Genomic DNA, 12802 nt, shown 5'->3' with positions numbered 1-12802 from the left:
CTCTCCCCGGTTTCGTTGCCTGGGCAGATGGGAGAGCCCGGGCGGGGATCAACCGCCGGCGGGATCGAGCCGCCTGCCGCCTTCCGCCACAAAGACGTGCAGCGCCTCGGCCGGCAGGGCGACCGGCAGCGTGCCGTCGCGCGGGCCGGGCCCGGCGAGCTTCACCACCAGCGCCTCCCCGTTCGGCAGCCTTCCATGCAGCACGGCCTCGGAGCCAAGCGGCTCCACCAGGTCGAGCGTGAGGGTGAGGGCGAGGCCGCCCGCCTCGGCACGGACATGCTCCGGCCGGATGCCGATCGTCAGCGGCAATCCCTCCGGCCCCGGCCGCGGGCCATCGGCGAAGCGGATGGTGGGTCCGGCCTCCAGCGCCACGGCCCGCCCGCCCTCCGTCAGGCGCCCCTTCAGGAAGTTCATCGCCGGGCTGCCGATGAAGCCCGCCACATAGGTGTCGGCCGGCTTCGCCCAGATCTCCATCGGCGTCGCCACCTGTGCCGCATGGCCCTGGTGCATGACCACCAGCCGGTCGCCGAGGGTCATCGCCTCCACCTGGTCATGGGTGACGAAGAGCGAAGTGACGCCGAGCCGGCGCTGCAGCCGGCGGATCTCAGCGCGCATCTGCACCCGCAGCTTGGCGTCGAGGTTGGACAGCGGCTCATCGAAGAGGAAGAGCTTCGGCTCCCGCACGATGGCGCGGCCCATGGCGACGCGCTGGCGCTGCCCGCCCGAAAGCTGGCGCGGGCGGCGGTCGAGCAGCGCCTCGATCCCGAGCAGCGCCGCCGCCTCCCGCACCCGCCGGTCGATCTCGGCGCGCGGCAGGCCGCGGATCTTGAGGCCGTAGCCCATGTTCTGCGCCACCGACATATGCGGGTAGAGCGCATAGTTCTGGAAGACCATGGCGATGTCGCGGTCGGCCGGCTCCAGCGCCGTGACGTCGCGGCCGGCGATGCGGACGCGGCCCTGGCTCGGGATCTCCAGCCCCGCCGCGATGCGCAGCAGGGTGGATTTGCCGCAGCCCGAGGCGCCGACGATGACGATCATCTCGCCATCCGCGACCGCGAGGTCGACGCCGTGCAGCACCTCGACCGGGCCGAAGGACTTGCGGATGGCCGAGAGTTCCAGGGTTGCCATTACTTCTCGGTCTCCGTCAGGCCCTTCACGAACCAGCGCTGCATCAGGATCACCACGGCAACCGGCGGCAGCAGGGCCAGCACGCAGGTCGCCATGACGATGTTCCACTCGGTATTCGCTTCCGAACCGATCATCTTCACCATGCCGATCACCACCGTCTCCACATCGGCGGAGGTCGCCACCAGCAGGGGCCAGAGATACTGGTTCCAGCCATAGACGAAGAGGATGACGAAGAGCGCCGCCATGTTGGTGCGCGACAGCGGCAGCACGACGTCCCAGAAGAAGCGCAGGGGGCCGGCGCCGTCCATCTTCGCCGCCTCCACGAACTCGTCCGGGATGGTCATGAAGAACTGGCGGAACAACAGCGTCGCGGTGGCGGAAGCGATGACGGGGATGATCAGCCCGGCATAGGTGTTCACCATGCCGAGGTCGGAGACGACCTTGAAGGTGGGAAAGATGCGGACCTCGACGGGCAGCATCAGGGTGATGAAGATCGACCAGAAGGCGGCCTTGCGGAAGGGGAAGCGGAAGAAGACCACCGCATAGGCCGAGATGATGGAGATCGCGATCTTCCCGAGGGCGATGGACAGCGCCATGACGGTGCTGTTCCACAGCATGCGGCCTCCCGGCACGCCGGCCCCGCCGCGCTGCCAGGCGGCGGTGTAGTTCTCGACCGCATGGCCGCCGGGCAGCAGCGGCACCTCGCCCCGGCCGATCGTCGCGGCATCATGGGTCGAGCCCATGAGGACGATCCAGAGCGGCAGGGCGAAGAGGACGACGCCGAGGAGGAGGATGGCATGCGCCACCCGGTCGCTCCCGCCGGCGCGGCGGGGCGGCGCGGCCTCGGCGGGCAGGGCGAGGCCCTGCGTGGCTTCAGTAGTGGACACGGCGCTCGATGAACCGGAACTGGATGGCGGTGAGGAGGATGACGACCAGCATCAGCACCACCGACTGGGCGGAGGACATGCCGAGATCGAGGTTGACCCGCCCGTCCACATAGGCGCGGTAGATCAGCGTCTCCGTCGCCTTGGCCGGGCCGCCCTTGGTGAGCGCGTCGATGACGCCGAAGGTGTCGAAGAAGGCATAGACCAGGTTGACCACCAGCAGGAAGAAGGTGGTGGGCGAGAGCAGCGGGAAGGTGATGGTCCAGAAGCGCCGCACCGAGCGCGCGCCGTCGATCGCCGCGGCCTCCAGCACCGATTTCGGGATGCTCTGCAGGCCCGCGAGGAAGAAGATGAAGTTGTAGGAGACCTGCTTCCAGGCGGAGGCGAGGATGACCATCAGCATCGCCTGGTCCCCGTTCAGCTTGTAGTCCCAGGCGATGCCCGCCCCGTTCAGCGCCCGCCCGATCAGCCCGATCTGCGGGTGGAAAAGGAAGATCCAGAGCACGGCGGCGACGGCGGGCGCGATGGCGTAGGGCCAGATGAGCAATATCCGGTAGCCGCCGGCGCCGCGGATCTGCCGGTCCGCCAGCACGGCCAGCAGCAGGGCGACCGACAGGGCGATGGCGGTGACGCCGATGCAGAATACCGCCGTGTTGCGGATGGTCTCGAGATAGAGCGGGTCGGCGAGGAGTTCGGCGAAATTCTCGAAGCCGACGAAGGTCGTCCGGATGCCGAAGGCGTCCTGCCGCAGGAAGGCGAACCACACCGCCTGCCCGGCCGGCCAGAAGAAGAAGACGATGGTGATGAGGAGCTGCGGCGCGAGCAGCAGGTAGGGCAGCAGGCGTTGCTTGAAGACGACCTTGCGATCCAAGGATCAGCTCCCGCGTTCCAGGGACCCTTCGGCCCCTGGTGGGTGGATCCGGGGCGGGCGCCGGCACCCCATCGCGCCAGCGCGACGGGGTGCCCGCATGCCCTCCCCGGGGGTGTTCAGGCCCGGTTCGCCCGCTCGAAATTGCGCAGCACCACATTGCCGCGCCGGTTGGCATTCTCCAGCGCCTGCGCCGCGTTCTGCTGCCCCTGCAGCGCCTTCTCCAGCTCCTCCTGGATCACGTTGCGGATCTCGACGAAGCCGCCCAGGCGGAAGCCCTGGCTGTTCGGCGTCGGCTCGGCGCGGGAGAGCTGGCGGATGGCGGCATCGGCGCCGGGATTCTGCTGGTAGTAGCCCTCGGCCCGGCCCTTCTCATAGGCCGCGGTGGTCAGCGGCACGTAGCCGGTGTTCTTGTGCCACCAGAGATCCTGGTCCACGTCGCTGATGAAGCGGAAGAACTCCGCGACGCCGCGATACTCCTCCGGCGTGCGGTTGCGGGCCGAGAGGACCCAGAGGCTGGCGCCGCCGATGACGCCATTCTTCGGCTCCTGGATCACGTCGTCATGGTAGGGCAGCGGGACGGAGATCCACTTGAACCTGGCCTCCCGCTCCACCCGCGCCCGGTTGCCCGAGGAGTTGAAGCTGATCGCCGCCTCGCCCGCGGGGAAGAGCGGGTCGGCGGCGTTGTCGCGGCCGCCATAGCGGAAGAGACCGTCCTTCTGCAGGCCCAGCAGGAATTCGGTGTGCTTCTGGAAGAAGGACGAGGTGAGCTGCAGTTCCGCGTTCATCCCCTCGAACCCGTTCGCGCGGGTGGCAAAGGGGATGTCGTGCATGGCCGCCATCTGCTCGAACATGATCCAGGTCGGCCAGGTGCCGGTGATGGCCGAGGGCGCCGCATTCGCCGCCTTGATCTTCTCCGCCGCCGCGCGGACCTGCCGCCAGGTGCGCGGCAGCTCGGTGGTGGAGAGCCCGGCCTTCTCGAAGGCGTCGAGATTCAGCCACATGATCGCCGAGGAGGAGTTGTGCGGCATGGAGATCAGCCGCCCCTGGGTGTCGCTGTAGTAGCCGCGCACGCCGGCGAGGTAGCGCTTCGGGTCGAGCTCGACGCCCGCCTCGGCCAGGAGCTGGTGCACCGGGCGGATCGCCGGGCCGGCGGCCATCATGGTGGCGGTGCCGACCTCGAAGACCTGGGCGATGTGGGGCGGGTTGCCGGCACGCCAGGCGGCGATGGCGCCGGTCATGGTGTCGATGTAGCTGCCCTTGAAGCTGGCATTCACCGTGAAGCGCTGCTGGCTGTCGTTGAAGCGCTTCACCTGCTCGGCGACTCGCTCACCGAGCGCGCCGGAGAGGCCGTACCAGAACTCGATCTGGGTGCGGCCGGTGCCCTGGGCCTTGATGGTCGCGGGCGCGGCGAGGCCGAGGGCGGCGGCCCCGGCCATAAGGGTACGGCGCTGCATGGCGGCGTGGTGTCTCCCGATCGTTCTGCGGTGGACGGCCGATAGCCGCCGGGTGTTTCACCCATGTGACAGGAAAAAGACGGAACGATGAAGGGGGATGCGCCAAACATCCCGGAGACGAGGGGCCGCCGCCCCTGCCCCCTCGGCCAGGGGCCGGAAGACCCCTGGCCCCGCCGGGTCCTCAGCCGGGCCTGTTGGTCCGGCCGCTGGCGCCGCCGGTGACGCCACCCGCGCCGCCGGCGCCGCCGCCGCCCATGGCGCCGTCACTGGTGGTGTCGGGGTCCCAGGGATCGGCCGGGCCGCCCTCCTCGAAGCTCCGGGCCGTGCCGTGCTTCGGCGGGTCGTCCGGGCTCCGCCCGCCCTTCGCGGCGCCGATCCCGCCGGCCCCTTCGCGGCTGGCGGCCTCGTCGGTCTGGATTCGCTGCCTGTCCTCGTCCGCCATGCCACCGGTCCTTCCCTCATGATGGGAAGGGCCAACGGTGCAGGCCGGGCGGGGTTCATGTCCGGCTCATGACGTCCTGGCCCGCGGCCCATGCCGCGCGGCCGGGCCGCCGCGAGCGCCGAATGTCAGGCGGTGAGCTTCGCGTAGAGCTCCGGGTCGGTCGCGCCCTCCGTGCCGAAGAGAAGGACGCGGCTCCCCTCTTCCAGCCCCAGGACGGAGCGCCCGAAGGGGTCGCGCGCCGCCAGCAGCAGCCCGGCGAGGCCGGCAACGGCGCTCTCCCCCGCCACCACCTTCGGCTGGCGTCTGGCCAGCAGCCGCATGCAGTCCACCGCCGATTCGTCCGGCACTGCCATCCAGGCGAAGGCCGCCCGCTCCAGCTCCTGCCAGGCCAGCAGGCTCGGCTCGCCGCAGGCGAGGCCGGCCATCAGCGTGTCCAGCTCCCCCTCGATCGCGGTGGGCTGGCCGGCCTCGGCGCTGGCCAGCAGGCAGGCGGCCTTCTCCGGCTCCACCACCACCAGCTTCGGGGCCTTGGCGCCGTAGCGCGCCCGCATCTGGACCGAGACGGCGGCGGCGGCGCCGCCCACGCCGCCCTGGATGAAGACATGGGTCGGCGGCTCCGGCAGCGCCTCGGCCGCTTCCTCGGCCATCAGCCGGTAGCCCTGCATGACGTCGCGCGGGACTTCCGTGTAACCGGCATAGGAGGTGTCGGAGACGACGAACCAGCCCTCCGCCGCGGCGGTCTTCTGCGCCGCCCGCACCGCGTCGTCATAGGTGCCCGGCACCACCCGGATCTCCGCGCCGTATGTCGCGATGGCGTCGCGCCGGCCCTGGCTGACCGTCTCATGCACGAAGATCACGCAGCGCGCGCCGAAGCGCTGTGCGCCCCAGGCGACGCTGCGGCCATGGTTGCCGTCGGTCGCGCAGGTCACGGTGATGGCGCCGGTCGCCTCCTTGTACCTCCCCTCGGCCAATTCGGCGGAGGTCGCGGCATTCGCCACGCCGCGCTTCGCCAGCTCCGCCTGCAGCAGCTTCATCACCGCATAGGCCCCGCCCAGCGCCTTGAAGCTGCCGAGGCCGAAGCGGCCGCCCTCATCCTTCCAGTGGATGGCGGCGATGCGGGCGGCCTGGGCCAGCTCCGGCAGCGGGACCAGCGGCGTCGGCGCATAGCCGGGCCAGGAGGTGATCTCCTCCTTCGCGCGGCGGAAGCCGCCCTCGGGCAGGACGACCACGCCGGGCGTCCCGGCATGGCGGTTGAGCAGCAGCTTGTAGGAGCGGCGGGGAATCGTCATGGCGACGCGACCTTGACCCGGTTGCCTGGAGGATGCCAAGGCGCGACATGAGGGTCCGGCGCCACGGCGCGAGCAGGGAGGGACGCCATGCAGATCACGATCCTGGGCGGCGGGGGATTTCTCGGCCGCCGGCTGGCGCACCGCCTGGCGAAGGACGGCGCGCTGGGGGACAGGGCGATCACCGGCCTGACCCTGTTCGACCTGCAGGCGCCGCCGCCGGTCGAGGCGCCCTTCCCGGTGCGCTGCCTCGGCGGGAACATCGCCGATCCGGCGGCGGTGACGGCCGCCATTCCCGCCGGCACCGAGGTGGTGGTGCACCTGGCCGCCGTGGTCTCCGCCCAGGCGGAGGCGGATTTCGATCTCGGCCTGACCGTGAACGTCCATGGCACGCTGGCCGTGCTGCAGGCCTGCCGGGCGCTGACGCAAGGCCCGCGCGCCTCCGGCGCGGCGCCCCCTCGGGTCGTCTTCACCTCCTCGGTCGCCAGCTTCTCGGGCGGGCAGGATGCGCGGCTCGAGGATGATGCGCGCCAGCTTCCCGGCAACAGCTACGGCGCGGAGAAGGCAATCGGGGAGCTGCTGCTGCAGGATGCCAGCCGCAAGGGCTTCCTGGATGCGGTGAACATCCGCCTGCCCACCGTCATCATCCGCCCGGGAAGGCCGAACAAGGCAGCTTCCAGCTTCGTCTCGGCGATCCTGCGGGAGCCGCTGCTGGGGCTGGAGACCGATCTGCCGGTGCCGGAGGAGTTCGCGGTCTGGATCTGCTCCCCCCGCCGGGCGGTGGAGTGGTTCCTGCATGCGATGACGATGGACACGAAGCCGCTCGGCCTCGACCGCGGCATCAACCCGCCGGGGCGGAGCGCGACGGTCGGCAAGATGCTGAGCGCGCTGGAGGCGGTGGCCGGCCCCGAGGCGCGGGCGAAGGTGCGGCACGCGCCCGACCCGGCGATCGAGGCCATCGTCGGCACCTGGCCGGCGAGCTTCACCGCCGAGCGGGCGCGCCGGCTGCTCGGCTTCTCCGAGCAGGAAAGCCTGGAGGAGATCGTGCAGGGCTTCATCGAGGACGACCTGGCGGCGACCCGGGCCGAGCGCGGGCTCTGATGCCGGAGATCGCCCGTACCGGCCCGAGCGTGGCGCTGTAGCCGCTCAGCCCGCTGCGCGCGGCCAGAACCACCACAGCAGCAGCGCCGCGGCCGCTGCCCAGACCAGCACGACGAAGGCGGCGCCGGCCCGGCTGCGCGGCCGCGCCTCCGCCGCCAGCGCCGCCGCCCGGAACTCCGCCATCAGCGGCCGGGGGATCAGCCGGATCACCAGCAGGATCGCCAGCGGCAGCAGCACCGCCTCGTCCAGCAGGCCGAGCACCGGGATGAAGTCCGGGATCAGGTCGATGGGCGAGAGCGCATAGGCGGCGATCGCCACCGCCAGCAGCCGCGCCAGCCGGGGCGTGCGCCGGTCCCGCGCCGCGATCCAGAGCGCATGCACGTCGCGCGTGACGATGCGCGCCCAGTCCTTCAGCCGCCGCAGCATGGCGTCAGGCCGCCCCTTCCTCCCTCGCCCCCTGGGCGATCAGCATCGCCCGCATCTCCGGGGAGAGCGGGAATTTCTCGCCCGTGTTGTTGCGTACCACCACCAGCACCGCCCGGCAGGTGAAGACCAGCCCCTGCTTCCAGACGGCGTATTCATGCGTGAAGCTGGTCCGCCGCAGGCTGCCGGGGCGGAGCGTCAGCGCCACCTCGTCATCGAAGGCGAGGGAGCGGAGATAGCGCGCCTCCAGCTGCGCCACGACCGGGCCCGGCCGGTCCGGGCCGAAGCTCCCGCCGAGCGCGACCCAGTGGGAGACGCGGAGATCCTCGCAGAGGGTCAGATAGGCCGCGTGATTCACATGGGCATACTGGTCGCATTCCGCCCAGCGGATGCGGTGGCGCCGCAGCACCGGCCACTCGCCCTCGATCCCGAATTCCGTGCGTTCCGCCGGCGTCATCGCCCTCTCCCGAAGCTGTCGGGCGCAATCTCGCGCGGACGGCGCCCGGCCGGAAGGCGGGACGCGACGGATTCCGCCGCCCTGGTGCAAGGCCCGGCGCGCCCTGCGCCTGACCGCCCGGGCCCGGGGGTGCCGCGCCTTTTCCTTGAACCGGGCCGCTGCCGGCGGGCAGGCTCGCCCGGAAGAAGCTCTGGGAGGAGCGCCATGGTCACCCGCCGCGCCACGATCGCAAGCCTCGGCCTGCTCGCCGCGCCCGCCCTCGGCCGCGCCCAGGGGGCCGCCTGGCCGGGGGAGCGGCCGCTGGAGGTCGTGGTGCCGGTCCCGCCCGGCGGCGGGCTCGACACCATGGCGCGGCTGATCATGCCGCATGTCTGCGCCCATCTCGGCGGCGGCGCGAAATTCGTCGTGCTCTCCCGCCCCGGCGCCGGCACGCAGATCGGCAACGAGGCGATCTTCAACGCCGCGCCGGATGGCTACACGCTGGGCGCCATCACCGCCCCCGCCCTGCCCGCCCTGCCGATCGAGCGCGCGGTCCGCTACCGCACCGCGGAGTTCACCTGGCTGGCCAATGTGGTGGAGGACCCGAACGCCTTCTTCGTCACCGGCGAGTCGCCGCTGCGGAGCCTCTCCGACCTGGTCGCCGCGGCGCGGGCCCGGCCGGGCCGTCTCTCCTATGGCAGCACCGGCGTCGGCGGGGATGACCATATCGCCATGCTGGCCTTCGAGGACTGGGCCGGCACGCCGCCCATGGTGCATGTGCCCTTCCCCGGCAGCGCGCCGGCGACCCAGGCGCTGCTGGGCGGGCATATCGACCTGCTGGTCGGCAATATCAGCGAGAGCCTGGCCATGCAGCAGGAAGGGCGGATCCGGGCCCTCGGCACCGCCGCCCCCGCCCGCTTCGCCCCGCTGCCGGCGGTGCCCACCTTCCGCGAGCAGGGCTTCGACCTGGTGGCCGGAGCGAGCCGCGGCTTCGTCGCGACGCCCGGCCTGCCGGCGCCGATTCGGGCCCGGCTCGAATCGGCCTTCGCGGCGGCGCTGGCCGAACCGGCCTTCCTGCGGGAGGCGGAGCGCGTGGGCATGCCGCTGCGGCCGCTGATCGGCGGCGCCTATGCCGGGATGATCGCGGAGATGGAGGGCGCGCTGCGGGCGCTCTGGGGCCGCCGGCCCTGGCGGGAGTGAGGCCATGTCGGCGAATCCGACCCACTGTTGCAAAGCCGCCACAAGCCTCTGCTGTAGCCGCTAGGGTGGCATTCACAGCTCTGCGTTGTGCCGAATAGACCCGATACTGTATCCAAAGTTAATCGCGAAGGCGTGAAGCTGCTGATTTCTTAACAGCCCCTCTACACATTACAACCTGAAGTTGCCGCTCCCCTGACGAAAGCAAATGTTGCGTGTGCAGCTCCGGTTGTAACCCGGATCTGACGCGGGCGCGGCATTGCTTCCCAAACCAGGAAGTTGAATTTAGACTTCGCGCATTCGCGAGGTGGACAGGAGCTATGTCTGTGGCAGTTCGGGACCACCGAGCGCGTGCCGGCGCGTCGGTGGCGATTACAGGAAGCGGGCCCGATGCCCGCCGGCTCGTTCCGGTGCAGCCACGGACCATGGTCGAGCAGGCAGCGGAGGCCATCGTGGCCGGGGCCGCCCGCGGCATCTTCCTGCCCGATGACCGGCTGGTCGAGGCGGAAATCGCCCGCGACCTCGGCATCAGCCGCGTTCCCGTCCGGGAAGCGCTGCGCCTGCTGGAGAGCCAAGGGATCGTGGTCAGCACGCCCTACAAGGGCATGCGGCTGATGCAGGTGACCAACCGGGGCGTCGCCGCCCTGATGCGGGTCCGCCTGACGCTCGAGACGCTGGCGGTGAAGGAAGCCCTGGCGCAGCCCGGCGGGCGCGATCGCTTCGACCGCCTGCGCCGCGCCGCCGATGCCTTCGCCGAGGCCACTCGGGCGCATGACCCGGCGCTGCGCGTCCGGGCCGAGGAGGAGTTCCACGCCGAGCTCTGCCGCGCCTCCGGCAATGCCCCGCTGCTGGCGCTCTGGCAGAGCCTCGCCCGGCAGCTCGCCGTGGTCTGGGGCCTGGCGCTGCACCTGCACGACTGCGCGCCCGAGAGCGAGGACCACTACACCCTGATCGATGCGCTGGAACGCGGCGACGAGGTGGAGGCGGTCGCGACCCTCGTCGCGCATGTCGAGATGCATGCGAAGCTCGACTTCGAGGCGCTGGTCGCCGAGCGGCGCCGGCAGCAGCCGCTCGGCTGAAGACGGGGGCTTGCCGCCGCCCCGGCGCGGCGGGAGCATGTCGGCGAACCCGTTCGCCGGAGCCCGAGAGATGCCGGAGAGTTTCTCCCCCAGCCCCCATGTCACCCAGCACTGGCAGTTGCGGAAACCCGCGGCCCAGGGCCGGGGCGGCATGGTCGTCTCCCAGGTGAAGGCGGCCGCCGAGGCCGGCGCCGCCATGCTCGACGCGGGCGGCAGCGCGGCCGATGCGGCGGTGGCGGCCGCCTTCGCCCTGGCGGCGGTGGAGCCCTGGAACAGCGGCCTCGGCGGCATCGGCTTCGCCCAGGCGATGAAGCCGGGCATGGCGGAGGCCGAGACCTTCGATTTCGGCCCGGTCTCCCCCGCCGGGCTCGATCCCGCGGCCTTCCCGCTGACCGGGCGGATGAAGCGCGACCTCTTTCCCTGGCCGGAGGTGGAGGGGGACCGGAACGTCCATGGCCCGCTCTCCTTCGTCATCCCCTCTGCCGTGGCCGGCTATGCCCTGCTGCATGAGAGGCATGGCCGCCTGCCGATCCGGGAGGTGCTGGCCCCGGCCGTGGCGCTGGCCAGGCGCGGCCTGCCGCAGGACTGGTACACCACGCTGAAGGTGGCCAATTCGGCGGCCGTGCTGCGCCTCTACCCCGAGAGCGCGCGGGTCTACCTGCCGGGCGGCCTGCCGCCGGTGCCGCCCTATCAGGGATCCCCCGGCTTCTTCACCCTCGGCCGGTTGCCGGCGACGCTGGAGCGGCTGCAGCAGGCGGGCCTGCGCGACTTCTACGAGGGCGAGATCGCGGCGCAGATCGCCGCCGATGTGAAGGCGATGGGCGGCGTACTCTCGGCCGCCGACCTCCGGGGCTGCAAGGCGCGGGTGCTGCCTTCGGTCGCCGTGCCCTGGCGCGGGCGGAGGCTGATGCTGGTCAACGGCCTGACCGCGGCGCCGACCCTGAAGCGCGTGCTCGAGGGGATGGCGGATGCCGACTGGACCGGCGGCGCGCCCTCCCCCGCCTGGTATGCAAGGCTCGGCCGCGTCATGCAGGACGCCTATGCCGAGCGGCTGGCCGGCCTCGGCGATGCCGAGCCGAAGGGGGCGGATTCCTGCACCACCCACCTCACCGTCTGCGACAAGGACGGGCTGATGGTGGCGATGACGACGACGCTGCTCTCCTCCATGGGCTCGCGCGTCATGCTGCCGGGCACCGGCATCATGATGAACAACGGCGTCATGTGGTTCGACCCGACCCCGGGCACGCCGAACGCCATCGCCCCCGGCAAGCGCCCACTGAACAACATGTGCCCGGTGATCGCGGCGAGCGGCACGGAGCCGGAGATCGCGGTCGGCGCCTCGGGCGGGCGGCGCATCATGGCCTCGGTCTTCCAGCTTCTCTCCTTCGTCTCGGAATTCGGCATGGCGCCGGAGGCGGCGGCGCATCATCCGCGGATCGACGTCTCGGGGCCGAGCGGGATCAGCGCCGATCTGCGGCTGCCGGAGGCGGTGCTGGAGGCGCTGCGCGGCGCCGGCGAGGTCGAGCTGGTGGAGCACGGCGTCATGCCGATCAACTTCGCCTGCCCCAACCTGATCCGGCGCGGGCCGGAGGGCGTGACCGGCATCAGCGATGCGGCCAGCCCCTGGAGCGCGGCGGTGGCGGCGGGCTGAGCGACGCCGGCCGGCGGGCGGTTGCGGGCCGCCACGCGGGCCGGCGTGAACGGCCTCTTAGGAAGCTCCGCGGCAAGCTTTCCGCGCCGGAACCCATAGCGCGGGGAAGCTTTGCCTCATGCGGCTGAACGAGCCGATCACCGACCGCGAGGTCGTCGTGCCGGAAGACACGGTTCTTGTTTCCGGAACCGATACCGCCGGGCGGATCCGCTTCGCCAATGCCGCCTTCGTGGCGGTGAGCGGTTTCACCGCGGCGGAGCTGGAGGGGGCGCCGCACAACCTTGTGCGCCACCCTCACATGCCGCAGGCGGCCTTCCGCGACCTCTGGTCCACCATCAAGGCCGGGCGCCCCTGGGAGGGGCTGGTCAAGAACCGCTGCAAGAGCGGCGATTTCTACTGGGTGCGCGCCAACGTCACCCCGGTGGTCGAGAACGGCCAGGTCACCGGCTACGTCTCCATCCGCACCAGGCCGGCGCGGGAGGAGGTCGCGGCGGCGGAGGCCGCCTATGCGCATCTGCGGGAGGGCGGGCGAAGCTTCGGCCTGCGCGATGGCGAGCTGGTGCGAACGGGCTGGCACTGGCGGCTGCGGGACCTCGCCAACAGCGTCACCGGGCGCCTGATGGCGGCGGGCGCCGTCACCCTGGCGGCGGTCGGCCTGATCGGCTGGCTCGGCATGTCCGGCATGGCCGCCAGCAACGGTGCGCTGCGGACGGTCTATGAGGACCGGATGCGTACCTGCTCATCCCCCGGTGACGATGGGCCTGCCGCTTGGCGCTGGGGAAGTGCTTGACGTGTGCCGTGAGCTTTTGATTCAAGCTCGGGATGGACCGGCTTCCCGACCTGTCTTCGC

13 protein-coding genes are annotated in these 12802 nt (G+C 71.4%); 5 read left to right on the top strand and 8 right to left on the bottom strand.

Translation table 11 applies throughout. From position 1 onward, the window contains the following. Positions 1–48 precede the first annotated feature (48 nt). The 6 genes from ugpC to LHA35_RS08285 form a co-directional block, all read right to left on the bottom strand. Positions 49–1128, bottom strand: coding sequence for a sn-glycerol-3-phosphate ABC transporter ATP-binding protein UgpC (gene ugpC, locus LHA35_RS08310; protein ID WP_226606900.1), 1080 nt, complete (start codon positions 1126–1128; stop codon positions 49–51). Further along, entirely contained in the window at positions 1128–2015 is an 888-nt protein-coding gene (ugpE, locus tag LHA35_RS08305) for a sn-glycerol-3-phosphate ABC transporter permease UgpE (RefSeq protein ID WP_456316075.1), read from the bottom strand. The genes ugpC and ugpE overlap by 1 nt, the downstream gene beginning before the upstream one ends. After that, a complete protein-coding gene (gene ugpA, locus LHA35_RS08300; protein WP_226606898.1) occupies positions 2002–2883 on the bottom strand; it encodes a sn-glycerol-3-phosphate ABC transporter permease UgpA in 882 nt (293 codons plus the stop codon). The genes ugpE and ugpA overlap by 14 nt, the downstream gene beginning before the upstream one ends. 116 nt (positions 2884–2999) lie before the next feature. Beyond that, positions 3000–4337 carry a sn-glycerol-3-phosphate ABC transporter substrate-binding protein UgpB gene (gene ugpB / locus LHA35_RS08295; protein WP_226606896.1) on the bottom strand — a complete coding sequence of 446 codons (1338 nt, stop codon included), beginning with the start codon at positions 4335–4337 and terminating at the stop codon, positions 3000–3002. A 181-nt stretch (positions 4338–4518) separates the two neighbouring features. Further along, positions 4519–4779 (bottom strand): hypothetical protein, encoded by a 261-nt coding sequence (locus LHA35_RS08290; RefSeq protein WP_226606894.1) that lies wholly within the window; start codon positions 4777–4779, stop codon positions 4519–4521. 125 nt (positions 4780–4904) lie between these two features. Further along, on the bottom strand, positions 4905–6068 hold the full coding sequence (locus LHA35_RS08285) for a diaminopropionate ammonia-lyase (RefSeq protein ID WP_226606892.1): 1164 nt from the start codon (positions 6066–6068) through the stop codon (positions 4905–4907). A gap of 87 nt (positions 6069–6155) precedes the next feature. On the opposite strand from LHA35_RS08285, the gene denD reads away from it, so the two are divergent. After that, positions 6156–7166, top strand: a complete 1011-nt coding sequence (gene denD, locus LHA35_RS08280) for a D-erythronate dehydrogenase (protein WP_226606890.1) — start codon at positions 6156–6158, stop codon at positions 7164–7166. Between the two features lie 45 nt (positions 7167–7211). Here the strand turns inward: denD and LHA35_RS08275 are convergent, their stop codons facing one another. Together LHA35_RS08275 and LHA35_RS08270 are read right to left on the bottom strand one after the other, a co-directional pair. Next, positions 7212–7592 carry a YkvA family protein gene (locus LHA35_RS08275; RefSeq protein WP_226606888.1) on the bottom strand — a complete coding sequence of 127 codons (381 nt, stop codon included), beginning with the start codon at positions 7590–7592 and terminating at the stop codon, positions 7212–7214. A 4-nt stretch (positions 7593–7596) separates the two neighbouring features. Continuing rightward, positions 7597–8046 (bottom strand): acyl-CoA thioesterase, encoded by a 450-nt coding sequence (locus LHA35_RS08270; protein WP_226606886.1) that lies wholly within the window; start codon positions 8044–8046, stop codon positions 7597–7599. Between the two features lie 204 nt (positions 8047–8250). On the opposite strand from LHA35_RS08270, the gene LHA35_RS08265 reads away from it, so the two are divergent. The 4 genes from LHA35_RS08265 to LHA35_RS08250 all read left to right on the top strand — a co-directional run bounded on the left by LHA35_RS08265 (position 8251) and on the right by LHA35_RS08250 (position 12742). After that, positions 8251–9225, top strand: a complete 975-nt coding sequence (locus tag LHA35_RS08265) for a Bug family tripartite tricarboxylate transporter substrate binding protein (RefSeq protein WP_226606885.1) — start codon at positions 8251–8253, stop codon at positions 9223–9225. A 422-nt stretch (positions 9226–9647) separates the two neighbouring features. After that, entirely contained in the window at positions 9648–10301 is a 654-nt protein-coding gene (locus LHA35_RS08260; RefSeq protein ID WP_226606883.1) for a GntR family transcriptional regulator, read from the top strand. 37 nt (positions 10302–10338) lie between these two features. Continuing rightward, a complete protein-coding gene (locus tag LHA35_RS08255; RefSeq protein ID WP_226606881.1) occupies positions 10339–11952 on the top strand; it encodes a gamma-glutamyltransferase in 1614 nt (537 codons plus the stop codon). A gap of 118 nt (positions 11953–12070) precedes the next feature. Further along, on the top strand, positions 12071–12742 hold the full coding sequence (locus tag LHA35_RS08250) for a PAS domain-containing protein (RefSeq protein WP_226606879.1): 672 nt from the start codon (positions 12071–12073) through the stop codon (positions 12740–12742). The last annotated feature ends 60 nt before the right edge of the window (positions 12743–12802 follow it).

This window comes from Roseicella aerolata, assembly GCF_020523605.1.
Classification (GTDB): domain Bacteria; phylum Pseudomonadota; class Alphaproteobacteria; order Acetobacterales; family Acetobacteraceae; genus Paracraurococcus; species Paracraurococcus aerolatus.
This window is presented reverse-complemented; position numbering and strand designations above follow the sequence as displayed.

Coding starts and splice junctions, on each gene's coding strand:
- LHA35_RS08265 (WP_226606885.1), top strand. CDS start 8,251: ATGGTCACCCGCCGCGCCACGATCGCAAGCCTCGGCCTGCTCGCCGCG.
- LHA35_RS08260 (WP_226606883.1), top strand. CDS start 9,648: ATGGTCGAGCAGGCAGCGGAGGCCATCGTGGCCGGGGCCGCCCGCGGC.
- LHA35_RS08285 (WP_226606892.1), bottom strand. CDS start 6,068: ATGACGATTCCCCGCCGCTCCTACAAGCTGCTGCTCAACCGCCATGCC.
- ugpC (WP_226606900.1), bottom strand. CDS start 1,128: ATGGCAACCCTGGAACTCTCGGCCATCCGCAAGTCCTTCGGCCCGGTC.
- LHA35_RS08290 (WP_226606894.1), bottom strand. CDS start 4,779: ATGGCGGACGAGGACAGGCAGCGAATCCAGACCGACGAGGCCGCCAGC.
- LHA35_RS08270 (WP_226606886.1), bottom strand. CDS start 8,046: ATGACGCCGGCGGAACGCACGGAATTCGGGATCGAGGGCGAGTGGCCG.
- LHA35_RS08275 (WP_226606888.1), bottom strand. CDS start 7,592: ATGCTGCGGCGGCTGAAGGACTGGGCGCGCATCGTCACGCGCGACGTG.
- ugpB (WP_226606896.1), bottom strand. CDS start 4,337: ATGCAGCGCCGTACCCTTATGGCCGGGGCCGCCGCCCTCGGCCTCGCC.
- LHA35_RS08255 (WP_226606881.1), top strand. CDS start 10,339: ATGTCGGCGAACCCGTTCGCCGGAGCCCGAGAGATGCCGGAGAGTTTC.
- denD (WP_226606890.1), top strand. CDS start 6,156: ATGCAGATCACGATCCTGGGCGGCGGGGGATTTCTCGGCCGCCGGCTG.
- LHA35_RS08250 (WP_226606879.1), top strand. CDS start 12,071: ATGCGGCTGAACGAGCCGATCACCGACCGCGAGGTCGTCGTGCCGGAA.